At 62.6% G+C, this 22,254-nt stretch carries 18 protein-coding genes and 2 pseudogenes; 10 read left to right on the plus strand and 10 right to left on the minus strand.

The window, feature by feature from the left end:
* Nucleotides 1–72: 72 nt before the first annotated feature.
* Both guaD and ACZ89F_RS29810 read right to left on the minus strand, forming a co-directional pair.
* A complete protein-coding gene (gene guaD / locus ACZ89F_RS29805) occupies nt 73–1,386 on the minus strand; it encodes a guanine deaminase (protein WP_476095716.1) in 1,314 nt (437 codons plus the stop codon).
* Nucleotide 1,387: 1 nt separating this feature from the next.
* Nucleotides 1,388–2,605, minus strand: a complete 1,218-nt coding sequence (locus ACZ89F_RS29810) for a urate hydroxylase PuuD (RefSeq protein ID WP_476095717.1) — start codon at nt 2,603–2,605, stop codon at nt 1,388–1,390.
* 236 nt (nt 2,606–2,841) lie between these two features.
* Between ACZ89F_RS29810 and ACZ89F_RS29815 the strand changes: the two genes are divergently transcribed.
* The 3 genes from ACZ89F_RS29815 to ACZ89F_RS29825 all read left to right on the plus strand — a co-directional run bounded on the left by ACZ89F_RS29815 (nt 2,842) and on the right by ACZ89F_RS29825 (nt 6,481).
* Nucleotides 2,842–3,762, plus strand: coding sequence for a LysR family transcriptional regulator (locus ACZ89F_RS29815; protein WP_476095718.1), 921 nt, complete (start codon nt 2,842–2,844; stop codon nt 3,760–3,762).
* Between the two features lie 458 nt (nt 3,763–4,220).
* The gene (locus tag ACZ89F_RS29820; protein WP_476095720.1) at nt 4,221–5,228 is read left to right on the plus strand and encodes an LLM class flavin-dependent oxidoreductase; all 1,008 of its coding nucleotides are present in this window, start codon (nt 4,221–4,223) and stop codon (nt 5,226–5,228) included.
* Complete coding sequence (locus tag ACZ89F_RS29825) at nt 5,225–6,481, plus strand: LLM class flavin-dependent oxidoreductase (protein ID WP_476095722.1); 1,257 nt, start codon at nt 5,225–5,227, stop codon at nt 6,479–6,481. Before ACZ89F_RS29820 ends, ACZ89F_RS29825 begins: the two co-directional genes overlap by 4 nt.
* A 58-nt stretch (nt 6,482–6,539) precedes the next feature.
* On the opposite strand, the gene xdhC is transcribed toward ACZ89F_RS29825, so the two are convergent.
* The 6 genes and pseudogenes from xdhC to uraH all read right to left on the minus strand — a co-directional run bounded on the left by xdhC (nt 6,540) and on the right by uraH (nt 13,209).
* Nucleotides 6,540–7,409 carry a xanthine dehydrogenase accessory protein XdhC gene (xdhC, locus tag ACZ89F_RS29830; RefSeq protein WP_476095724.1) on the minus strand — a complete coding sequence of 290 codons (870 nt, stop codon included), beginning with the start codon at nt 7,407–7,409 and terminating at the stop codon, nt 6,540–6,542.
* Between the two features lie 181 nt (nt 7,410–7,590).
* Entirely contained in the window at nt 7,591–8,673 is a 1,083-nt protein-coding gene (locus ACZ89F_RS29835; protein ID WP_123150424.1) for a transposase, read from the minus strand.
* Between the two features lie 65 nt (nt 8,674–8,738).
* Nucleotides 8,739–8,942, minus strand: a pseudogene (locus ACZ89F_RS29840) (XdhC family protein); the annotation flags it as partial.
* A 62-nt stretch (nt 8,943–9,004) separates the two neighbouring features.
* On the minus strand, nt 9,005–11,350 hold the full coding sequence (gene xdhB / locus ACZ89F_RS29845; protein ID WP_476095726.1) for a xanthine dehydrogenase molybdopterin binding subunit: 2,346 nt from the start codon (nt 11,348–11,350) through the stop codon (nt 9,005–9,007).
* The gene (gene xdhA, locus ACZ89F_RS29850; RefSeq protein ID WP_476095728.1) at nt 11,347–12,831 is read right to left on the minus strand and encodes a xanthine dehydrogenase small subunit; all 1,485 of its coding nucleotides are present in this window, start codon (nt 12,829–12,831) and stop codon (nt 11,347–11,349) included. The genes xdhB and xdhA overlap by 4 nt, the downstream gene beginning before the upstream one ends.
* 3 nt (nt 12,832–12,834) lie before the next feature.
* A complete protein-coding gene (uraH, locus tag ACZ89F_RS29855) occupies nt 12,835–13,209 on the minus strand; it encodes a hydroxyisourate hydrolase (protein WP_109665587.1) in 375 nt (124 codons plus the stop codon).
* Between the two features lie 203 nt (nt 13,210–13,412).
* Between uraH and puuE the strand changes: the two genes are divergently transcribed.
* Genes puuE through ACZ89F_RS29875 form a run of 4 tightly spaced genes read left to right on the plus strand, consistent with a single transcriptional unit; the run spans nt 13,413 to nt 16,798 of the window.
* Entirely contained in the window at nt 13,413–14,831 is a 1,419-nt protein-coding gene (gene puuE, locus ACZ89F_RS29860) for an allantoinase PuuE (RefSeq protein WP_476095729.1), read from the plus strand.
* Nucleotides 14,832–14,841: 10 nt separating this feature from the next.
* Nucleotides 14,842–15,705 carry a bifunctional allantoicase/(S)-ureidoglycine aminohydrolase gene (locus ACZ89F_RS29865; protein WP_476095731.1) on the plus strand — a complete coding sequence of 288 codons (864 nt, stop codon included), beginning with the start codon at nt 14,842–14,844 and terminating at the stop codon, nt 15,703–15,705.
* Entirely contained in the window at nt 15,702–16,205 is a 504-nt protein-coding gene (locus tag ACZ89F_RS29870) for an ureidoglycolate lyase (RefSeq protein ID WP_476095733.1), read from the plus strand. Before ACZ89F_RS29865 ends, ACZ89F_RS29870 begins: the two co-directional genes overlap by 4 nt.
* Nucleotides 16,205–16,798, plus strand: coding sequence for a nucleoside deaminase (locus ACZ89F_RS29875; RefSeq protein WP_476095735.1), 594 nt, complete (start codon nt 16,205–16,207; stop codon nt 16,796–16,798). Before ACZ89F_RS29870 ends, ACZ89F_RS29875 begins: the two co-directional genes overlap by 1 nt.
* A gap of 12 nt (nt 16,799–16,810) precedes the next feature.
* Here ACZ89F_RS29875 and ACZ89F_RS29880 read toward each other — a convergent pair whose 3' ends face one another.
* Complete coding sequence (locus ACZ89F_RS29880; RefSeq protein ID WP_476095737.1) at nt 16,811–17,122, minus strand: BrnA antitoxin family protein; 312 nt, start codon at nt 17,120–17,122, stop codon at nt 16,811–16,813.
* A complete protein-coding gene (locus ACZ89F_RS29885) occupies nt 17,109–17,363 on the minus strand; it encodes a BrnT family toxin (protein WP_476097430.1) in 255 nt (84 codons plus the stop codon). The genes ACZ89F_RS29880 and ACZ89F_RS29885 overlap by 14 nt, the downstream gene beginning before the upstream one ends.
* Nucleotides 17,364–17,545: 182 nt before the next feature.
* Between ACZ89F_RS29885 and ACZ89F_RS29890 the strand changes: the two genes are divergently transcribed.
* The 3 genes and pseudogenes from ACZ89F_RS29890 (at nt 17,546) to ACZ89F_RS29900 (ending at nt 22,249) form a co-directional block, all read left to right on the plus strand.
* Nucleotides 17,546–19,531, plus strand: coding sequence for a CocE/NonD family hydrolase (locus tag ACZ89F_RS29890; protein WP_476095738.1), 1,986 nt, complete (start codon nt 17,546–17,548; stop codon nt 19,529–19,531).
* Between the two features lie 154 nt (nt 19,532–19,685).
* Nucleotides 19,686–21,273, plus strand: a pseudogene (locus ACZ89F_RS29895) (ABC transporter substrate-binding protein).
* Nucleotides 21,274–21,289: 16 nt separating this feature from the next.
* The gene (locus ACZ89F_RS29900) at nt 21,290–22,249 is read left to right on the plus strand and encodes an ABC transporter permease (protein ID WP_013528249.1); all 960 of its coding nucleotides are present in this window, start codon (nt 21,290–21,292) and stop codon (nt 22,247–22,249) included.
* Nucleotides 22,250–22,254 lie beyond the last annotated feature (5 nt).

The raw sequence follows: 22,254 nt of genomic DNA on the forward strand, positions 1-22,254 counted from the left end.
CCCCTGTCAACTTCGCCGCACGCTTTGACCGATGGCTGCCGCCGGGTCAAGCAAGGAACACGTCGGAGCGCTCTAATTCGCCATGTCGGTCTTCGCCGCCCTACCGGCGACATAGACTTCGCGGACAGTGCGGTCGTCGCCAAGCGTCTGCAAAAGAAACAGTTCCTGCGCCAGTGTCTCGACCGTTTCCATCCTGAGCCGCATCGCCGGCGTCGCCCTGGCGTCGAGCACGACGATGTCGGCATCGGTGCCTGCGTCCAGCGTGCCGATCTTCTGCACCACCGACAGCGCCTCGGCATTGCCGCGCGTCATCTGCCAGAAGGACTGGAACGGATTAAGCTTCTCGCCATTCAGCGCGATCACCTTGTAGCCCTCGTCCATGGTGCGCAGCATGGAGTAATTGGTGCCGCCGCCGACATCGGTGGCGGCGGCGATGCGGATCGGCTTGTCGCGGTGGCGAAAGCGTTGGTAATCGAACAGGCCGGAGCCGAGGAACAGGTTCGAAGTCGGGCAGAACACCGCCACCGAGCCCGAGTCCGAAAGCGCATCCGCCTCGCGCTCCGAGAGATGGATGCAATGGCCGAACAGGCTCTTCTTTCCCAACAGCCCGTAATGCTCGTAGACGTCGGTGTAGTCGCGCGACCACGGATAGAGTTCCTGCGTGAAGGCGATTTCAGCGTGGTTTTCCGACAGATGCGTCTGCATGTGCAGGTCAGGATGTTCGCGGCAGAGTGCTGCGGCCATCTCCATCTGCTCCGGCGACGAGGTGACGGCGAAGCGCGGTGTGATGGCGTAAAGCTGCCGCCCCTTGCCATGCCATTGCGCGATCAGCGCCTTGCTGTCGTCGTAGCCGGATTGCGGCGTGTCGAGCACGCCATCAGGCGCATTGCGATCCATCATCACCTTGCCGGCGATGTTGAGCATGTTGCGGTCATGCGACTCGGCAAAGAACGCCTCGGCCGAGGCTTTATGCACCGAGCAGTAGGCGGCGACCGTCGTGGTGCCGTGGCGCACCATCTCGTCGAGGAACAGCCGCGCGATGCGACGGCCATGCTGCGCGTTGGCGAACTTGGTCTCTTCCGGGAAGGTGTAGGTGTTGAGCCAGTCGAGCAGTTCAGCACCATAGGAGGCGATGACCTGCATCTGCGGAAAATGCACATGCGCATCGATGAAGCCCGGCAGCAGCAAATGTGGCCGATGGTCGATTTTTGTCACCGCCTCGCCGGCCTGCTTTTCAACCTCGGCATAGGTGCCCGCGGCGACGATCCTGCCGTCGCGGATCAGCAGGCCGCCATCATCCTCGTAGCGCCAGGCGGAATGGTCGTCGATGGTTTCGGGCCAACGCACAAAGGACAGCGTGCGGCCGCGCAGAAGCGTGGAGGTCATGCTATTTCCCTGCGCCTTCGAACCAGGCCACCAGCAACGCCCGCTCCTTGTCTGATATCTGCGAGACGTTGGCGGGCGGCATGGCGTGGCTGCGGCCTGCCTGCAGATAGATCTCGCGGGCGTGGTTGGCGATGTCGGCATCGGTGTCGAGCATCACGCCCTTCGGCGCATGATAGATGCCCTCATAGACAGGCTCCGCCGCATGGCACATCGAGCAGCGGCCGAGCACGGTGTCGCGTACCGCCGGGAAATGCGCTGAAGCGACATAGATTTGCGCCGACGCCGATTCCCTGGGTTCGCCGGTCAGCACCTTCGGCGCGGTCGACAGCCAGATGATGATGATGAACAGGACAAGGGCGCCCAGCCAAGTCCAATGCGGGTTGCCCTTGCGCGCGTGGACGCTGTTGAAATAGTGCCGGATCAAGACGCCGATGATGAAGACCAGCGAAGCGATGACCCAGTTGAACTGCGTGCCGAACGCCAGGGGGTAGTGGTTCGACAGCATCAGGAACAGCACCGGCAGCGTCAGATAGTTGTTGTGGAGCGAGCGCTGCTTGGCGATCTTGCCATATTTCGGGTCAGGCTTGCGGCCGGCGATGAGGTCAGCGACGACGATCTTCTGGTTGGGGATGATGACCATGAAGACATTGGCCGACATGATCGTGGCGGTGATGGCGCCCAGATGCAGGAAGGCGGCGCGCCCGGTGAACAAATGCGTCAGCCCCCAGGCGATGAACACCAGCACGCAGTAGAGCACCAGCATCAGACCGGTATCGCTTTTTCCCAGCGGCGAGCGGCACAGCAGGTCATAGACCACCCAACCGACGCCGATCGTTGCCAGCGACAGCAGGATGCCGACCGGCACAGACATCGGCAGCACGTTGGGATCGATCAGGAACAGATCGGCTCCGGCATAATAGACGACACACAGCATGGCGAAGCCGGACAGCCAGGTGGCATAGGATTCCCATTTGAACCAGGTCAGGTGTTCCGGCATCTCGGCCGGCGCCACCAGATATTTCTGGATGTGGTAGAACCCGCCGCCATGCACCTGCCATTCCTCGCCGAAGGCGCCGACCGGCATGCCCGGGCGCTGGCGCAGGCCGAGATCGAGCGCGACAAAGTAGAAGGACGAACCAATCCAGGCGATGCCGGTGACGACATGCAGCCAGCGCACGGCAAAACTCAGCCAGTCCCAGAAAATCGCGAAATCCATCATTGAAGTCGTCCCTGCCGATTGGGTGACTTTACGGGCTGGAGCGCAAACCGAAAGAGGCGAGGTGCACGATGACTTTCAAAAAAAAATGGAAAATACTACAGCGCCGCGCGTCCTCTTGGACGCGCAAAGGACGCTGTAGCACTTTGATCTGGCGCATGATCCTTTCCGAAAATCGATTCCCGATTTTCGGGGTCATGCGCTAGGCTGATCGCTGCAAACCGGCGAAGGTGCTCCGCATGGCCTATCTCGACAACATCGCCGTCTTCGTTCGCGTCGTCGAACTCGGCAATCTGTCGGCGGCCGGCCGCGACATGCGCATTTCACCGGCGGTCGCCTCCAACCGCATCAAGGAGTTGGAGAAGCATCTGGGCGTGCGGCTGTTCAACCGCACCACACGGCAATTGATGCCGACCGAGCACGGCACGGTTTTTTACGGGGGCGCCAAGCAGGTGCTGGAGGCGATCACCGAGGCGGAAGCCGCGGTCTCGGCGCTTTCCGGCCAGCCGCGCGGCACCATCCGCGTTACGGCACCCTTGGGCCTCGGCCGCCGGCTGGTGGCTTCGGGCATTCCCGATTTCCACGACAAATATCCTGATATCGAGGTGCGGCTGAGGCTCTCGGACCACAATGTCGACATCATGAAGGAAGGCATCGACGTCGCTTTCCGGCTCGGCATCATCGAGGATTCCAGCCTCAGGATGCGCGGCATCATGGAATGCGAACGCGTGCTGGTGGCGGCGCCGAAATATCTGGAAGCGCGCGGCGAGCCAATTGAGCCGCAGGAGTTGATCGGCAAGAAGCACGACTGCCTGATGCTGCGCTATTCCGGCGCGCGCGAATATGTGTGGACGCTGCAGACCCCCACAGGCCCGCAGAAATTCGAAGTGCACGGGCCTTACGACACCGACGACGGCGACGTGCTGACCGGCTGGGCACTGTCGGGGCGCGGCATCATCAACAAGCCGCGCTTCGAGGTCGAGCCCTTCATCCGCGACCAGCGGTTGAAGGTGATCCTGCCCAGCACCCCGCCGACCCCGGTGCAGTTTGCCGCCGTCTATCCGCACAAGAAGCTGCAGGATCCGAAGGTGCGGCTGCTGCTCGACTTCATGGCCGAACGCTGCCAGCGGCTGATCAACGACCTTCTCGCCGGCAAATAGGACCGCCTGCGGCAAGGAAGGCACCGGTCAATCCTTGACGCCTGCGTACGAGATTGGCCGAAGCTCCCAAACGTCGTCATCCCAGGGCGGAGCAGGAGCGAAGCTCCGTCGCGGAGACCCTGGGATCCATGCCGCGACCTTCACCAAGCAGTGCAGCGGAGCAGAATTCTGCAGCGCAGCAGCGCTCTGAAGTCGCGGCATGGATCCTATGGTCTGCGCCGCGTCGCTTCGCTCCTTGCTCCGCCATAGGATGACGAAGTGATTGATGTCTCGGCCAATCGTCGAGGTGTGAGCTGCCAACGCAAGCACATACGACCTGTCCAAACGTCTGGACCCAGACCTAGCCGCAGACCAGTTACTGGCCGGCACATGACCGGCGGTTGGCCCAGCGCCGGCGGTTGCCATCCCAGGACGTGGCGAACATAGTTCCGCTCCACTTCGTCTCGCAGGGATCATCGATGGACAACGGCGCCACAATGCATCTTGCCGTTTCACTGCTTGCGGGAACCGCCGATCCGGGGCCGGAATTCAGCCGCCTGGCTGGTTTCGTGCAAAAAGCCGAAGCTGCCGGGCTGGACATGGTGCTGTTCGCCGATTCCGCGCCGGCTGCCGGCGGCGATTCAGCGAACACTCCGATGCCCTTCGAAGCGACGACTTTGCTGGCCGCATTGGCGACGGTCACAAGCAGGATCGGCCTCGTTGCCGCCGCCTCGACCATTGCCCACCAGCCCTACAATCTGGCGCGCCGTTTTGCTTCGCTCGACATCATCAGCCATGGTCGCGCCGGCTGGAACGCGACCATGACGCAGGCGCCACGCGAGGCGGCGAATTTCAGCCGGCCGGAAGGATTTTCGGCTGACTATTTCCGCCGCCGCACGGAGGAATATATCGGCATCGTTCAGGGCCTGTGGCAGGGCTGGGACACGGATGCGCTGCTGTTCGACAAGAGCGGCGGCCGCTTCCACGATCCCCAAAAGATGCACCTGCTTGAGCACAAGGGCGCGTTCTTTTCGGTGCGCGGACCGCTGAACGTCGCACGGTCGCCGCAGGACAGGCCGGTGCTCGCTTTATCGGGTCTGTCGGTATCAGACTTGGATATTGCCGCCCGCACCGCCGATGTCATTCTGCTGGATGGCGGACCGGTGGGGGCCGCGACAGCACGCTATGACGATATCAGGCGCCGCGTCGCAGCCTGCGGACGCGACCCGGATGTAGTGAAGGTGCTGACGAACATCGCGCCTATCGCCGATAGTAAGCCGGCTGCCTTCGCCGACAGCATGGAAAAAGAATTCCAGGCGAAAAGCTGCGACGGGTTCAACATCCTCATACCGGCACAACTCTCAGCGCTCGACGATTTCGTCGATCTGGTCTTGCCGGCGCTCAGGCGGCGCGGCCTGTTTCGAGAGCGCTATCGCGGCGCAACCTTGCGCTCGCATCTCGGGCTTGCCGGCGGAGGTGACCGATGACCGCTCGCCAGATGAAGCTCGGCGCCTTCCTGTGGGCGACAGGTCATCACATCGCCGCCTGGCGCCACCCCAAGGCTCATGTAACAGCCGGCATCGACATCGACCATTACATCCAGCTGGCGCGCACGGCGGAAGCGGCGAAGTTCGACATGATCTTCTGCGAGGACGCCGCCGGCCTGCGTGAAGCCAATGTCGGCATCGCCAGCCAGACATCGCGCTCGATCGGCTTCGAGCCGATCAGCCTGCTTTCGGCGCTCGCCGTCCAGACCAGCCGCATCGGTCTCGTCTCGACAGCGTCGACAAGCTACAACGAGCCCTATGGACTGGCACGAACCTTCCTGTCGCTCGATCATCTAAGCGGCGGCCGCGCCGGCTGGAACCTGGTCACCTCGGCCAGTCCCATCGAAGCCGCCAATTTCGGCTCGACAGGCCTCAAGCCCCATGCCGACCGTTATGAGCGGGCGCGCGAATTCGCCGAGGTGGTTACCAAGCTTTGGCATGACAAGCTCGGCGCCTCCGGCCATGACGGCCAAAGCTTTTCGGTACGCGATCCGCTGGATTTGCCGCGTTCGCCGCAGGGCGCGCCGGTGATGGTTCAGGCCGGCGCCTCGGATGTCGGCCGCGACCTTGCCGCCCGCACCGCCGACGTGGTGTTCACCGCGGCGCAGACCTTCGAGGAAGCCAAGGCCTTCTACGACGATCTCAAGGGGCGGCTGGCGGCCTATGGGCGCGAACTGGACGACATCAAGATCATGCCCGGCGTCGCACCCGTGGTGGCGGAAACCGAGGCTGAGGCCCGTGAAAAATATGAGGAATTGCAGGCGCTGATCCCCGACGATGTCGGCGTTGCGCTGCTGTCCAGCTATCTCAGCATCTCCGACCTGTGGCGCTATCCCATCGATGGGCCGCTGCCGGAGCTGCCGGAGAGCGAGGGGATGAAGAGCCGGCAAGCGCTGGTCGTCGAGCAGTCACGCCGCGACGGCCTTTCCATCCGCCACCTGGCCCGGCACTTCGCCGGCGCGCGCGGCCATTGGCGCATCGTCGGCACAGCGGCCCAGGTCGCCGACGAGCTGCAGGCGCGGTTCGAAGGTGGCGCGGCCGACGGTTTCAACGTCATGCCCTCCTATTTCCCCGGTGAACTCGATACCTTTGCGACGCTCGTCGTGCCGGAGCTGCAGCGGCGCGGCCTGTTCCGCACGGAATACGAGGGCCGCACACTGCGCGACCATCTGGGTCTGAAACGGCCTCGCTGAGATGCGTCGAGCAGATGGGTTTTCGGGCGCCTGAAATCGAAGAGCGGTCCGACAGAGCTTAGCCGGCTATCACCTTGTCATGCAGGACTTGATGCTCTGCATTCGATGCGGCGGCGTGCATGACCAGCGCCGTCATGATCTCGGCCGCCGCCAGCGCCGCGATGACTTGCGGGCGCTTGTCCTTGACGGTGTCGCCGCCAATTGGCGAGACGAGGCGGGCAAACTCGGCTTGGCTGCCGTCCGCCGATTTCAGGAACCAGTTCCTGAATGTCGCTTTCTTGGTCTTCGAACCGATCATGCCGACATAGGCGGCATCGTCGCGCTTCAGCGCTTCGGCGACGATCAGGAAATCCAGCGCATGATCATGCGTGAGGATGGCGAAGGCGGTGCCGGCGGGGGCGTCTCGCACCTCGGCCTCGGGCATCGGCGTCAGCCGCGTCTCCACGGTTTCCGGCATGCCTTCCAGTGCTTCAGCCCGCGTCTCGATGACGACGCCGTGCACAGGAAGAAGTGCGATCGTCGACGCCAGCGCCTGGCCGACATGGCCGCCGCCGAAGATGTAGACATGCGGCAGGTGCGCCTCCTCGGCTTCCGCAGCCGCAACCAGCTCAGCGGCGAGCGTGGCATCGATGAGCCGGATCAGCACTTCAACGCGCCCACCGCAGCATTGCCCGATTTCCGGCCCGAGCGGGACGTCGAGGGTTGCGCAGCTCTCCCTCCCCCTTGAGGGGAGGGTGGCGGCGAAGCCGCCGGGTGGGGTCGGATCGACCGGGCTCAACGCCCTGGCGATGCCTTCTGATAGGACCCCCTCTGGCCGCCTTGCGGATTGCCCTTCGCTATGGCTCCGGGCGCTCGTCACTGAAAAAGCCAAATCGTTGGCTTTTTCTCGGCCTTCGGCCGATCGCTCCTCACCCCCCTCAAGGGGCATATGCGCTAAGATAGTTTTGGCATGGACTGAAATTTGCGCTTTCGTGGTGGCTCACGCCATCGATGTCGCAAGGCAGGGAGATTTTGGCGCAGGATTGCCAAGGGAGGTTGAGCAAAGATCGCTGCGATCAGAGAGGCGACGATCTGGCGGGTGGCGCGCCACAGTAGCGGGCGCCCGTCGCTCAAGGGGGAGAGACACCAAACTCCTGCGAGAGGGGTTCGGTCACAAGCGCGATGAGGAAGTGGGCAAGAATCCAAGGCTTTGCGATCCTTGGGTCTTTGGCGGGGGGAGCGCGCAGTCCGATCAGGCTCTTCAGACGTTTGAAGGCGAGCTCGATGCGCCAGCGCATGCGATAGAGCTTGAGAACTGTGTCGGCGTCAAACTCATCCTGGTCGAGCGAGGTCACAAGGATCACGAAGCCGGCAGCAATCAGCGTCTCCTGTCGAACCTGCGTGCCCTTGGCCTTGGCTTCCTTGTTGATCTTGCGTCGTGCTTCTTGTGCCGCGGCCTCGGATTTGCGCAAGGCGATCAGGCGCATCTTCAGGGGATCGCCCTTCTTGAGGCCCAGCCAGACAGGCGTTTCGATGACCTCCTCGCGGCAGCTCTTCAGGTGGCCGATGAGATCGAACGCCGTGCCGCTGGCGTCGAGCCATCGCACATTCTTCCACGCCGCGCGCACGAGAACGTCGCCGCCTTGCGCCAGGACCTTTGCGATCCGCTCGGCCTGCAGATAGGCGCGGTCGCCGATGCGGATCTCGCCCGGTATCACCGGCACGCGGTCGATCAGCTCGGCCTCGCTCTGGTCGGTGATCTCGATGAAATCGAACTGCTCGCGCTCAAGCTCGAAGGCGCAGTGCATCCGCCAAAGGCCATTGTTCTTCTTCTCATGCACACCGGCCTTGGCAACCGCCGTCGCATCGAGGATGCGGATCAGCCGGCCTTTGGCCAGGCCTTTCTCCTCGCGCTTCAAAAGATACCCAATCAACTGCTGCAGCCACGGCCCTGCATTGCGCAGCCGGCCGAGCAACGCCACATCCGAGATGTCGGCGATCCCGCTTGCCGCCGCCCAGGCCACGACGCCCCGCATGCCCACCTTGCCAAGGCAATAAGCCAGCGTCAGGCGCAACAGATCAGTAGCCGACCTGACACCCCGCGGCCGCAGGAACGCCCTCGTCTCGCGAGCACTCCCTGTGATCAACTCTTCACCGCCGAGGAGTTCAATCGTCTCGGCCCAGCCGTCATCTACAAGCGATTCGTGAGTCATCGCAGCGTAGAATCACAACCGATTCCCCGCTGCAACACCTATCTTAGCGCATATGCCTCAAGGGGGGAGAAAAGCATCTGCCTGGCCTTGTCGATCGCCATATATTCGAGCTGACCGCCGCCGATCGTGCCCAGGATTGCCGCCTGCGAGACGAGCATGAAGGCGCCCTTCTCGCGTGGCGTCGAGCCTTTTGTCCCGGCCACTTCGACCAGGGCAACCCGGCCGACGCTGGCGAGAAAGGCTTTCAGGCTTTGCACTTTCGAGTTCATGGCTCACGTTCCCGAATGGGAATTATAGGTTTTTTCGGCCCGAATTGCACGTTCTGCCGGATTCAGGCGACGGCCTCCTTCTTCAGTCGCTCAATCGCCATCAGCACCTGCTCCGGCGTTGCCGGCGCATCGAGGCGCGGGCAAATTTTGTGATCGGCTACGCTGGCCACCGCGTCCGACAGGGCGTGCAGCACCGACATGCCGAGCGGGAACGGCGGCTCGCCGACCGCCTTGGAGCGGTGAATCGTCGGCTCGCTGGCTTCCGGCCAGTCGGCCAAGGTGACGTTGAAGATTTTTGGGCGGTCTGAGGCGAGCGGAATCTTGTAGGTCGACGGCGCGTGCGTGCGCAGCCGGCCCTTGGCGTCCCACCACAGTTCTTCCGTCGTCAGCCAGCCCATACCCTGGATGAAGCCGCCCTCGATCTGACCGATGTCGATGGCGCGGTTCAGCGATCGGCCGCAGTCATGGAGAATATCGGTGCGCTCGACCATATATTCGCCGGTCAGCGTGTCGACCGAGACTTCCGAGCACGAGGCGCCATAGGCGAAATAATAGAAGGGGCGGCCCTCGCCCTTGTCGCGGTTCCAGTGGATCTTCGGCGTCTTGTAGAAACCCGCCGCCGACAGCTGGATGCGGGCCATATAGGCCTGCTTGACGAGGTCGGCGAAGGCGATTTCCTGGTTGCCGATGCGCACCCGGTTGGGCAGGAACAGCACCTGATCGCGCGGCACCTGGTATTTTTCGGCGGCGAAATCGATCAGCCGATCCTTGATCTGACGAGCGCCATTCTGCGCCGCCATGCCGTTGAGGTCGGAACCGGAGGACGCTGCCGTGGCCGAGGTGTTCGGCACCTTGCCGGTCGTGGTCGCGGTGATCTTCACCTGATCGAGGTCGATCTGGAACTCTTCCGCCACCACCTGCGCCACTTTGACGTAGAGGCCCTGCCCCATCTCGGTGCCGCCATGGTTCAGATGCACCGAACCGTCGGTGTAGACATGCACCAACGCCCCAGCCTGGTTGTAATGCGTGGCGGTGAACGAGATGCCGAACTTGACCGGCGTCAGCGCCAGGCCGCGCTTGATGAAACGGCTGTTGGCGTTGAAGGCCGATATTTCGCGCCGCCGCCGCGCATAGCTGGCGCTTTCCTCCAACTCGGCGACGATGCGCTGGATGATGTTGTCCTCGACCGTCTGGTGGTAGGGCGTGACGTTGCGGTCCGATGTGCCGTAGAAATTCCTCTTACGGATTTCGAGCGGATCCTTGCCGACGGCAAAGGCCACCTCGTCGATGACGCGCTCGGCGCCGACCATGCCTTGCGGACCGCCGAAACCACGAAATGCGGTGTTCGACACGGTGTTGGTGTAGAGCGGCGCCGATTGCGCATGCACCGCCGGCCAGAAATAAGTATTGTCGCAGTGGAACAACGCGCGATCGGTTACCGGGCCGGAAAGGTCCGACGAGAAACCGCAGCGCGCCGCGAACATGAAATCGACGCCGAGGATGTTGCCCTCGTCATCGAAGCCGACTTCGTAGTCGACCAGGAAATCGTGACGCTTGCCGGTGGCGATCATGTCGTCGTCGCGGTCGGGCCGGATTTTCACGGCGCGATGGTGTTTCTTCGCGGCGATCGCGGCCAATGCCGCAAACTGATTACCTTGCGTTTCCTTGCCGCCGAAGCCGCCGCCCATGCGGCGGATTTCCACCGTGATGGCGTTGCTCGGCACGCCGAGTGCATGGCTGACCATGTGCTGGACTTCGCTTGGATGCTGGGTCGAGGAATAGATGGTGACGTCCTGGTCCTCGCCGGGCACAGCCATGGCGGTATGGCCTTCGAGATAGAAGTGTTCCTGGCCGCCGACGCGCATTTTTCCTTTCAGCCGGCGCGGCGCCTGACGGATCGCTGTAGCGGCATCGCCGCGCTTCAGGGTGAGAGGTGGCGTGACGAGCTTGTCCTTCTTCGGGTCGAGCGCGCCAATGTCGGTGACGAAAGGCAATTCCTTGTATTCGACCTTGGCCAACCTGGTGGCGCGGCGCGCCTGCTCGCGCGTCTCGGCAATGACGCAGAAGATAGGCTGGCCGTAGAATTGCACCTTGCCGTCGGCCAGCACCGGCTCGTCGTGGCGGCCGGTCGGCGAAATGTCGTTTTCGCCCGGCACGTCGCTGGCCGTCAGCACGTCGACAACACCGGACGCTGCACGCACCGCCGAGAGATCCATGCTGGCGATGGTGGCATGCGTGGCAGCCGAAAGCCCGAGGCAGCCATGCAGCGTGCCGGCTGGTTCCGGCATGTCGTCGATATAAACGGCGGTGCCGCTGACATGTTTGTGGGCGGAGTCATGGCGCTGATCGGTGGCAACGCCGCCAGCGATCTTTTCGGCCCTAGGATTGGTGCTGGCGTGCTTGTTCATCGTGCCGCCTCGTTGCGTGACACCTGGAATGGTGCCCGGGTATCCGTGGTTTCGACAAAGAAGCGCAGCAGCAGGTTCTTCGCTGCCAGGGCGCGATACTCGGCCGAGGCCCGCATATCGGTCAGCGGGGTGAAATCCCTGGCATATTCCGCCATCGCTGCTTCAACCGTCTGTTCGGTCCACGGCTTGCCAAGCAGCGCTTTTTCGACAGAAGACGCCCGCTTCGGCGTCGCGGCCATGCCGCCATAAGCGATGCGCACATCCGCCACCGTGCCATCGCCGGCCAGTGTCAGGAAGAAGGCGCCGAGGGCCGCCGTAATATCCTCGTCGCGACGCTTGGTGATCTTGTGGACGGCGAATTTCGTGCCCTTGGCGGGAACAGGAACATGCACGGCCTCGACGAACTCGCCAGGCTGCCGGTCCTGCTTGCCATAGGCGATGAAGAAGGTTTCCAGCGGGATCGTGCGCCGCTTCTTGCCCTTGCGCAGGGTGAGGCGCGCACCGAGCGCGATCAAGGGCGGCGGCGTATCGCCGATCGGCGAGCCGTTGGCGATGTTGCCGCCGATGGTGCCCATGTTGCGCACCTGTTCGCCGCCGATGCGGTCGAACAACGGCCCCAGCGCCGCGATACGTTTGGCGAGCGTCGAGAACGCGTCGGTGTAGGTGACGCCGGCGCCGATTGTGATGACGCCGTTGTCTTCCGAGATGGTGCAAAGCCCGTCAAGATCGCCGATGAAAATGGCCGGCGAAATATCGCGCATGTGCTTGGTCACCCACAGGCCGACATCGGTTGAACCGGCAACGATGGTGGCGCCGGGTTCCTTGTCCAGCACGGCGGCGAAATCATCGACGTTGGCCGGTACGACCAGCCGCGCCTTGGCCGAATCGATCTCGACCCGGGCGCCGTCATGCATGGCCTCGAGCCTTGCGGTGATCGCCTTGCGCTCCGCTGCCAGCGGATCCTTCGCCGTCTTGCCGTAGCTGGAGATGGCATGCGCCGCGCGCACGATCGCCTCGTAGCCGGTGCAGCGGCAGAGATTGCCTTGCAAAGCCTTTTCGATAGAAGCGTTCGACGGGTCGGGTGATTTCATCCACAAGCCATAGAGCGACATGACGAAGCCCGGCGTGCAGAAGCCGCATTGCGAGCCGTGGAAATCGACCATGGCCTGCTGCACCGGATGCAACTGGCGGGGTGAACCACGCAGATGCTCGACGGTCACGACATGGGTGCCGTCCAGCGAGCCGAGGAAGCGGATGCAGGCATTGACGCTTTCATAGACCAGACCGCTCGCCGAGAGCTTGCCGACCAGCACGGTGCAGGCGCCGCAATCGCCTTCCGCGCAGCCTTCCTTGGTGCCGCGCAGCGAACGGTCGAGCCGCAACCAGTCGAGCAGGGTCGCATCGGGCGCCACTTTTGCAAGCACGATGTCCTCGCCATTGAGGATGAAGCGGATCTCGTTGCGGATATTGACCTTGGCCATGCCTCAGCTCCCCCTGTAGGTCGAATAGCCGTAGGGCGAGACGAGCAGCGGCACATGGTAATGCACCGGTTCGGCCATGCCGAAGCGGATCGGTATCACATCGAGAAAGGCGGGTTTCGGCAGGCTCAGCCCCTGCTGGCGCAAATAGTCGCCCGCGGCGAAGAGCAGTTCGTATTCGCCAGTGCGGAACTCCGCGTCAGCGAGCAGCGGCTTATCGCACCGGCCGTCGGCATTGGTGACAACAGTCTTCAGATGTGTCCGGGCCTTGCCCTCGAGGTGATAGAGCGCGATCGACAGTCCCGCCGCCGGCTTGCCGGTCGCCGTGTCGAGGACATGGGTCGTCAGACGCCCGCCATCGGCTTTCGACGTTTCTGCCATTGGCCGCCTCCCATTTCCGGTACGAGCGAATTGGCCCGGTACGATCAAGTATCAACAGTGAATTGTGCGCCAATTAAAGGCGATGCATAAGTCCCGGTCGAGCGGAGTGCGACAAAAACACTTTCAAAAATTTTCGGGGGAATGCGAGAAGCACCCTTTCGATATCCTGATCATACTTCGGGCCATGCCCGGCGGGAGGGACGATGCGTTACACCAGAGACATGCGCGGCTACGGAGCCAATCCGCCGGACCCGAAATGGCCTGGCGGTGCGCATGTCGCCGTGCAGTTCGTCGTCAATTACGAGGAAGGCGGCGAAAACTGCGTGCTGCACGGCGACAAGGCCTCTGAAGCCTTCCTGTCGGAAATCGTCGGCGCGGCACCCTGGGTGGGTCAGCGCCACTGGAACATGGAATCAATCTACGAATACGGCGCCCGCGCCGGCTTCTGGCGTCTGCTTCGTCTTTTCACCGAGTCGCAAGTGCCCATCACCTGCTACGGCGTCGCCACCGCACTCGCCCGTTCGCCCGATCAGGTCACGGCCATGCAGGAAGCCGGCTGGGAGATCGCTTCGCACGGGCTGAGATGGATCGACTACCGCGACCACAGCGCCGAGGATGAGCGCCGCGACCTCGAAGCCGCGATCAAATTGCATTACGAGGTGACGGGGACACGCCCCACCGGCTGGTACACCGGCCGCACTTCGGTCAACACGGTGCGGCTGGTGGCTGAAGAAGGCGGTTTCGACTACGTGTCGGACACTTATGACGACGAACTGCCTTACTGGTTCGAGCATGAGGGCGGCACGCAGCTCATCATCCCCTATACGCTCGACGCCAACGACATGCGCTTCGCCACGCCGCAAGGCTTCAACTCGGGCGACCAGTTCTTTGCCTATCTGAAGGACAGCTTCGACACGCTCTATGCCGAGGGCCAGGCCGGCCGGCCGCGCATGATGAACATCGGCCTGCATTGCCGCCTCGTCGGGCGGCCGGGCCGGGTCGCGGCGCTGAAGCGCTTCGTCGACTATGTGAAGTCGCACGACAAGGTCTGGCTGGCGCGGCGCATCGACATCGCCCGCCACTGGCAAGAGGTCAATCCTTACAAGCCAGCGGCACTGCGGCCATCGAAGATGGAATTCGAGACGTTCGTTCATACCTTCGGTGGCGTATTCGAGCATTCGCCCTGGATCGCCGAACACGCCTACGAGCTGGAACTGGGTCCGGCGCACGACACATCGGGCGGCCTGCACAATGCGCTTTGCCGTATCTTCCGTTCCGCCAGCGAAAGCGAGCGGCTTTCGGTGCTCAACGCCCATCCCGACCTTGCCGGCAAGCTGGCCAGGGCCAAACGGCTGACGGCGGAATCGACCAGGGAACAGGCTTCGGCCGGCCTCGACGCGCTGACCGACAAGGAGCGCGAACTGTTTTCCAAGCTCAACGCCGCCTACGTCACCACCTTCGGCTTCCCCTTCATCATCGCGGTGAAAGGCAAGACGAAGGAGGAAATCCTGGCGGAATTCGAGGCGCGCATCGGCAACAGCCGCGGTGTCGAATTCGAGACCGCCTGCAAACAGGTCGAGCGCATCGCGCTGCTCCGCCTCAAGGACATGCTCCCGCAATAGGTTTGAACCCATGGATACGATCAGGATGCCCGAGCGAACCTATTACGCACCGCATGGCGGCCATCCCGGCCAGAGCGAGCTTCTGACCGGCCGCGCCGCGTTCACCGAAGCCTACGCCGTCATCCCCCGGGGTGTGATGCAGGACATCGTCACCAGTGCCTTGCCGTTCTGGGACAAGACCCGCGTCTGGATCTTGTCGCGACCACTGTCCGGTTTTGCCGAGACGTTCTCGCAATACATTGTCGAGGTCGCGCCCGGCGGCGGCAGCGATCGGCCGGAACCCGATGTCGATGCGGAAGGCGCCCTGTTTGTGGTTGAAGGCGAACTGACGGTTCTGCTTGCCGGCAAGAAACATGTCATGCGGCCCGGTGGATTTGCTTTCCTGCCGCCGGCTAGCGGCTGGACAGTTCGCAACGAAGGCAAGGCCGATGTCCGCTTCCACTGGATTCGCAAGGCTTACGAGGCGGTCGACGGTCTCGATACACCGGAAGCCTTCTTCACCAACGAACAGGAGATCGCGCCGACGCCGATGCCCGGCACCGAAGGCCGCTGGGCGACGACGCGGTTCGTCGATCCGGCCGATTTGCGCCACGATATGCACATGACCATTGTGACGCTGGAGCCGGGCGCGGTCATCCCCTTCGCCGAGACCCATGTCATGGAGCACGGCCTCTATGTGCTTGAAGGCAAGGCGGTCTACCGCCTCAATCAGGACTGGGTGGAGGTCGAAGCCGGCGACTACATGTGGCTGCGCGCCTTCTGCCCGCAGGCCTGCTATGCAGGCGGCCCGGGTAAATTCCGCTATCTGCTCTACAAGGACGTCAACCGGCACGCCAAGCTCGGCGGCGCAGGCATCGCAAAGCGCGCGCCATGACGCGGATCGTCGCGCGGCCGCTGACCCGCGAGAGCTTTGCCCCCTTCGGCGACGTCATCGACATGGGCGGCGACAACCACTACCCGATCAATGGCGGCAAGGCCGAGCGCTATCACGATCTCGCAACCGCTGAAGCAACTGGACCGAACGCCCGCGTGCTGATCTCCATGGTGCGCGGCACGCCCTACGAATTGCCGCTGAAGCTAGGCATGGTCGAGCGCCACCCTTTCGGCAGCCAGGCGTTCATTCCACTGTCGCCACGCCCGTTCCTGGTCGTCGTCTGCCATGACGGCGATCAGGGACCGGGGGAGCCGCATGCTTTCATCACCGCACCCGGACAAGGCATCAACTACCGGCGCAATCTGTGGCACGGCGTGCTGACGCCACTCGGCGAGGTCCAGGATTTCCTGATCGTCGATCGCGGCGGAGATGGTTCCAACCTCGAGGAATTCCATTTCCCGCACGCCTACGAGATCCATCTCCCCGACGAGAGCCTATAATGACCGATATCTCACTGATCGACCGCCTGCTCGATGTTATCGAGCACGACATCGTGCCGAAGACGGCCGACGGCGTTGCCCATGGCAACAAGCTGTTCGGCGCGGCCATCCTGCGCAAGGACGACCGTTCGCTGGTGCTGGCCGAGACCAACAACGAGATCGAGAACCCGCTCTGGCATGGCGAGGTGCATTGCCTGAAGCGCTTCTACGAAATGCCGAAGGCGGAGCGCGTCGATACGAAAGACGCCATCTTCATCGCCACGCACGAGCCCTGCTCGCTGTGCCTGTCGGCGATCACCTGGACCGGCTTCGACAATTTCTACTATCTGTTCAGCCACGAGGATTCGCGCGACAGTTTTGCTATCCCGCACGACCTGAAGATCCTGAAAGAGGTCTTCACCCTCGATCCCGGCGGCTACAACACCGAGAACGCCTATTGGAAGAGCTTTTCCATCCGCGGGCTGGTGCGGGCGTTGCCCGAGGCAGAGCGCCAGCGCCTGGAAACGCGCATCGGCGAGATCTCGGCACGCTATGATGAACTGTCCGGCGCCTACCAGGCGAGCAAGGGCGAAAACGATATTCCGCTGAACTGACGCGCGGATCGCCTAGCTTACCTTCGTGTTTTTCAGCACTTCATTTATTCTGGCCTGCCAGCCCTTACCGGTCGCCTTGAACTTTCTGACGACATCCTGGTCCAGACGGATGGACACAACTTGCTTGGGCTTCTCCACGGCTGGCCGGCCGCGAGCACGCCTTATGCTTTCGAAAAGCTCCGGAAACACTTCCGCGAAAGGCTTGGCTTGCGACAGCTGTTCGTCGGTCGCTTCAGCGTCGTCGGGATCAGCGGCAATTTGTCTTTGAATTTCCGCTTCTTCCTCATCGGTAAGCGGTCGAATATGTGATTTAGGATTGCTCATGTGCTGACCTTTCCTTTCGGCTGGCACGGCGCATCGAGATCACCGAAATCGCTTCGGAACCAAGCGGCTTGAAGATCACGGCGACAATTATCTCTCCGAATTCGCCAATCGCCTTGAACCGGCCGGCCTTAGCCGGGAGGACCGTTGAAGTGGCAAAAAACTCAATATCGAGTTCGGCAAAGTCGAGACCTCGGTTTTCGAGGTTCGTCAGGCGCTTTGGCTCATCCCAAACGATTTTCAGGCGAGATCGTCCTCAGAGCGTCGGGTCTAGTGAATAAAAGTAATACATAAATTAATAGGGTGGTGCAAGATAGAAAGTGTGAATCGGACCCACGACGCGTCGTCCCGGGGACACAGGCCGTCGTCCGTTTGACTTCATGACGTGCACGCTTCATGCGTCACTGACATCCTTGGAGTCCCCCTATGAAAACCGTCACCGAATTTCCCCGCAAGGTCGTCGAATTCCCGGACATGGGCATCGTCATGCCCGATGGCTGCCGGCTGTCGGCGCGGGTGTGGATGCCGGAAGACGCCGGCGATGATCCGGTGCCGGCAATCCTCGAGCATCTGCCTTACCGCAAGCGCGACGGCACCATCTTTCGCGATCAGCTGACGCATCCCTATTTCGCCGGCCACGGATATGCCTCGATCCGCGTCGACATGCGCGGCAATGGCGATTCCGAAGGGCTGATGGACGACGAATATTCCGAGCAGGAATTGCAGGATGCCTGCGACGTCGTCGCCTGGGCGGCAAGCCAGCCCTGGTGCAACGGCAAGGTCGGCATGATGGGCATTTCCTGGGGCGGCTTCAACTGCCTGCAGGTGGCGGCCAAGCAGCCGCCGGCGCTGAAGGCGGTGATCAGCCTGTGCTCGACCGTCGACCGCTATGCCGACGACATCCACTACAAGGGCGGCTGCTTGCTGATCGAGAATTTCGGCTGGGCCTCGACCATGCTCTCCTACTCGTCGCGGCCGCCGGACCCGCTGATCGCCGGCGACAACCGCTGGCGTGATCTGTGGCTGTCACGACTGGAGAACCAGTCCTTCCTTTTGCCGCTCTGGCTCAGCCACCAGCACCGCGATGCCTACTGGAAGCGCGGCTCGATCTGCGAGGATTATTCCGCCGTAAAAGCCGCGGTGCTGTCGATCGGAGGCTGGCATGACGGCTACCGCAACACGATCTCGCACCTCGTCACCAACATCGAGGCGCCGGTCAAGGGCATCGTCGGCCCCTGGATCCATAAATATCCGCATTATGCCGGGCCTCAGCCGGCCATTGGCTTCCTGCAGGAGGCGTTGCGCTGGTGGGACCATTGGCTGAAGGATATCGACACCGGCGTCGAGGCCGACCCTGCCTACCGCGCCTATGTGATGGACAGCGTGCGTCCGGCGCGCTGGCATCCGGAGCGTCCGGGCCGCTGGGTGGCGGAAAAGCAATGGCCGTCGCCCAACATCAAGACGCAGGCGATTGAGCTCATCCCCACAGGTGAAAAACCCGCCATCGTCGCCTCGCCGCAAAGCTGCGGCCTGGCCGGCGGCGAGTATTTCCCCTTCACCTTCGGCCCGGAACTGCCCGGCGATCAGCGCCCCGACGATGCCTTGTCGGTGTGTTTCGACCAGCCGGAACTCAACGAGGCGATCGACATTGTCGGCGCGCCCGAAGTTGCGGTGCGGCTGTCCTCCGATCGTCCGCAGGCCAATATCGCGATCCGGCTGTGCGACGTGCATCCCGACGGTGCTTCGGAGTTGATCTCCTACGGCGTGCTCAACCTGACGCATCGCTATTCACATGAATTCCCTGAAGCGCTGGTGCCGGGCGAAACCGTGTCTGCGCGTGTCGTGCTCGATCAATGCGCCTATCGTGTGCCGGCCGGCCACCGACTGCGTGTTGCCGTTTCGAATGCCTATTGGCCTGTCATCTGGCCGTCGCCGGAGCCGGTACGGCTCACCCTGTCGGCAGCGATGCTCAGCTTGCCGCTGCGGCCGCTGGCGACAGGCGACGAAGCAACGTTCGCCGAGCCGGAAGGGGCCACTCCCTGGGCAACGGAGACGATCCGCGCCGCCAATTCCGAGCGTCATGTCGATCGCGACGAGAAGACCGGAATTGTCACGCTTTCCATCGTTGATGATTTCGGCGAGGTCCGCGATCTCGCCCATGGCCTGGCAAACGGCAGCGTCGCCCGCGAGACCTGGACGATCCATCCCGACGATCCGCTGTCGGCCTCGGGAAAGACGCACTGGACGCAGACCCTGTCGCGAAATGGATGGTCGGTGCGCACCGAGACATCCGCCGAAATGCGGTCGGACGCGCAAAACTTCATCGTCAGCGCCAGAATTGAGGCCTATGAGGGCGAGAAACTCGTTTTCGAGCGCAATTTCGAGGAGAAGGTGCCGCGCGCGCTTCTTTGAGCGCCGACTTCATTGGTCCAATTGCGACGTACGATTTACGCCACGGCATGTCGCATTCGGTCTTGCTTACCGCTTTCCCTTGCGGTCATTATTCTCCTCACAAGAAACAAGAAAAACGACCGCAGAGTCGAACCAACAGAGTGAGGAACTCAATATGTCAAACGAACTCGAATTCCTTAGCCGGCGTGTCGCGTCGGACAAACTGAGCCGTCGTGACTTTCTCGGTCGGGCGGCAGCGCTCGGCATCTCAGCGCCCTTCGCCAACTCGCTGCTTTCAAGTGCTGCGCGCGCGGCGGGCCCGGTCAAGGGCGGTACGCTGAAGGCCGGCCTGGTCGGCGGTGAATCCACCAACAGCCTCGATCCGGCGCTGATGATGACGCAGGTGCCGTTCGCCTTCGGCAAGTGCTGGGGCGAAATGATCGTCGAACTGTCCCCCGAGGGCAAGCTCGAGAACCGCATCGCCGAGGAGATCGGCTCGTCAGACGACGCCAAGGTGTGGACGCTGAAGATCCGCGACGGCGTCGAATTCCACAACGGCAAGACGGTGACCGCCGAAGACGTGGCCGCCACACTCGAGCGCCATTCCGACGAGAAGTCGAAGTCCGGCGCACTCGGCTACATGAAGGGCATCGAAACCATCAAGGCCAGCGGCAAGGAAGTGGTGCTGACGCTGAAGGAGGCGAACGCCGACCTTCCCTACCTGCTTAGCGACTATCACCTGATCGTCCAGCCGAACGGCGGCAAGGACAAGCCAGATGCCGGCATCTCGGCCGGCCCTTACGTGGTCAAGACCAACGAGCCTGGCGTGCGCCATGGCGCGGAGCGCTTCGCCAATTACTGGCAGGGCGACAAGATGGGCCATGCCGACCAGATCGAGGTCATCGTCATCAACGATGCCACCGCACGTACCGCGGCCCTGCAGGGCGGCCAGGTCAACATGATCAACCGCGTCGAGCCCAAGATCGTCGACCTGATCAAGCGCCTGCCGGGCGTCACCATCCGCAATCACGCCGGTCCCGGCCACTACGTGTTCATCATGCATTGCAACACGGCGCCGTTCGACAACGCCGATTTGCGCATGGCACTGAAGCTGGCGATCGACCGCGAGGAAATGCTGGACAAGATCCTGCGTGGCTACGGCTCGCTCGGCAACGACTTCCCGATCAACGCGTCCTATCCGCTGTTCACCGAGATCGAGCAGCGCAAGTACGACCCGGACAAGGCCAAGTTCCACTTCAAGAAATCGGGTCACGACGGCTCGGGTGCTGCTGCGCACTTCGGATGTCGCCTTCCCCGGCGCCGTCGATGCAGCGCAGCTCTTCCAGCAGAGCGCGGCCAAGGCCGGCATCACGCTCGAGATAAAGCGCGAGCCCGGCGACGGCTACTGGAACGAGGTCTGGAACAAGCAGCCGTTCTGCGCCTCCTACTGGGGCGGCCGTTCGACCCAGGACCAGATGTATTCGACGGCCTATCTGTCGACTGCCGACTGGAACGACACGCGTTTCATCCGTCCGGACTTCGACAAGATGGTGCTGGCGGCGCGCGCCGAGCTCGATGAGGCCAAGCGCAAGCAGATGTACCACGACATGGCCGTCATGGTGCGCGACGACGGTGGCCTGATCCTGCCGATGTTCAACCAGTTCATCGACGCGACCGGCGCCAAGGTCGGCGGCTGGGTCGACGATCCGCATCAGGAGCTGATGAACGGCTACGCGCTGGCGAAGTGCTGGCTCGAAGCCTGAGCTTGGCCTTGCGGATATGTCTTCACCCATCTTGAAACTGGTGGCCCAGCGCGTTGCGCTGGGCATTCTCCTCTTGTTGGCCGTTTCGGTCCTGATCTTCGCCGGCACCCAGATCCTGCCCGGCGACGTCGCGCAAGCCATTCTCGGACAGTCGGCGACGCCGGAGTCGCTCGCCAATCTGCGCGAGCAGCTCGGCCTCAACCAGCCAGCCTATCTCAGGTATTTCCATTGGCTGGGCGGCGTGCTGACCGGCGATCTTGGCACGGCCATGTCGAGCGGGCAGGATATCGCCACGTCGATCAAGGGACGGCTGTGGAACACGCTCTTCCTCGCCTTCTGGGCGGCGATCGTCGCCGTGCCGCTGGCGATCATCCTCGGCCTGATCGCGGTGCGCTACCGCAACGGCTGGGTCGACAAGCTGATTTCCGGACTGGCGCTCGCCTCGACGTCGTTTCCCGAATTCTTCATCGGCTATGTGCTCGTCTATTTCTTCGCCGTGAAATGGCAGATATTCCCCGGCATTTCGACCGTCTATGACGGCATGCCGTTCGGCGAGCGGATGCAGGCGATCGCACTGCCGGCGACGGCGCTGACGCTGGTCGTGCTCGCCCACATGATGCGCATGACACGTGCGGCGATCCTCAATGTCATGCAGTCGGCCTATGTCGAGACGGCGGAACTGAAAGGCCTGTCGGCCTTCAACGTCATACGCAAGCACGCCTTCCCCAATGCCATCGCGCCGATCATCAACGTGGTGATGCTCAACCTTGCTTATCTCATCGTCGGTGTCGTCGTGGTCGAGGTGATCTTCGTCTATCCGGGCATGGGACAGTATCTGGTCGACCACGTCACCAAACGCGACGTGCCGGTGGTCCAGGCAGTCGGCCTGATCTTCGCCGCCGTCTACATCAGCCTGAACATCATTGCGGACATAGCGGCGATCGTCGCCAATCCGCGTCTCAGACATCCGAAATAGGGGGC

This window comes from Mesorhizobium sp. USDA 3734, from assembly GCF_056279665.1.